The following is a 679-nucleotide window of genomic DNA, read 5'->3' as shown; positions in this document are numbered from 1 at the left end:
GTGCGCGAATATCAAACGCCCCATTTTGGTCTTGATACGGGATCAATGCGTGCAGCGTGAAGTAATCTTTCGGAACAAAGTTTTCAATTTCTTCATCTCGACGGACGACAAGCCCTAGAACCGGAGTTTGCACACGCCCAACCGAGAGCACACCTTGGTAGCCAGCCTTTTGTCCCAGCAAGGTATAAGCGCGAGACATATTCATTCCATACAACCAATCCGCCCGTGAGCGCGCGAGAGCGGAAACAGACAGAGGAATAAAATCACGATTACTGCGCATTGAGCTTAGTGCGCGCTTCACTGCAGGTAAGTTCAAGTCAGAAATCAGCAAACGCTGTGTCGCTTCTTTCTTAGTTTTGGAAAGCTTGCAGTAGTCGAGAACCTCATCAACTAACAACTGCCCTTCACGGTCTGGGTCTCCCGCATGAATCACTTCGGTTGCTTCGTTGAGCAATTTACGAATCACGGTTAACTGCTTACTGGCACTCTTTCTCGGTCTAAGTTGCCATTGCTGAGGAACAATCGGCAGATCGGCCATGTTCCATTTTTTGTAGCGTTCATCGTAAGCGTCTGGCTCAACTTGCTCTAGCAAATGACCAATACACCACGTCACCACATCACCATTTCCACAACGGATAAAGCCTTGGTCTTTCTTTTGGGGATTAGGTAAAGCAGCCGC

1 protein-coding gene is annotated in these 679 nt (G+C 48.5%); it reads right to left on the bottom strand.

Features of this window, described 5'->3' with window-relative positions; all coding sequences use genetic code 11:
* Nucleotides 1-679 (bottom strand): DNA topoisomerase (locus tag R7R24_RS27265; protein WP_318120208.1); only part of this gene is annotated, 679 nt, incomplete at both ends.

It is taken from the genome of Vibrio sp. 704 (assembly GCF_033339295.1).
Note: the sequence above shows the minus strand (reverse complement) of the source record. Positions and strands in the feature narration are given on the sequence as shown.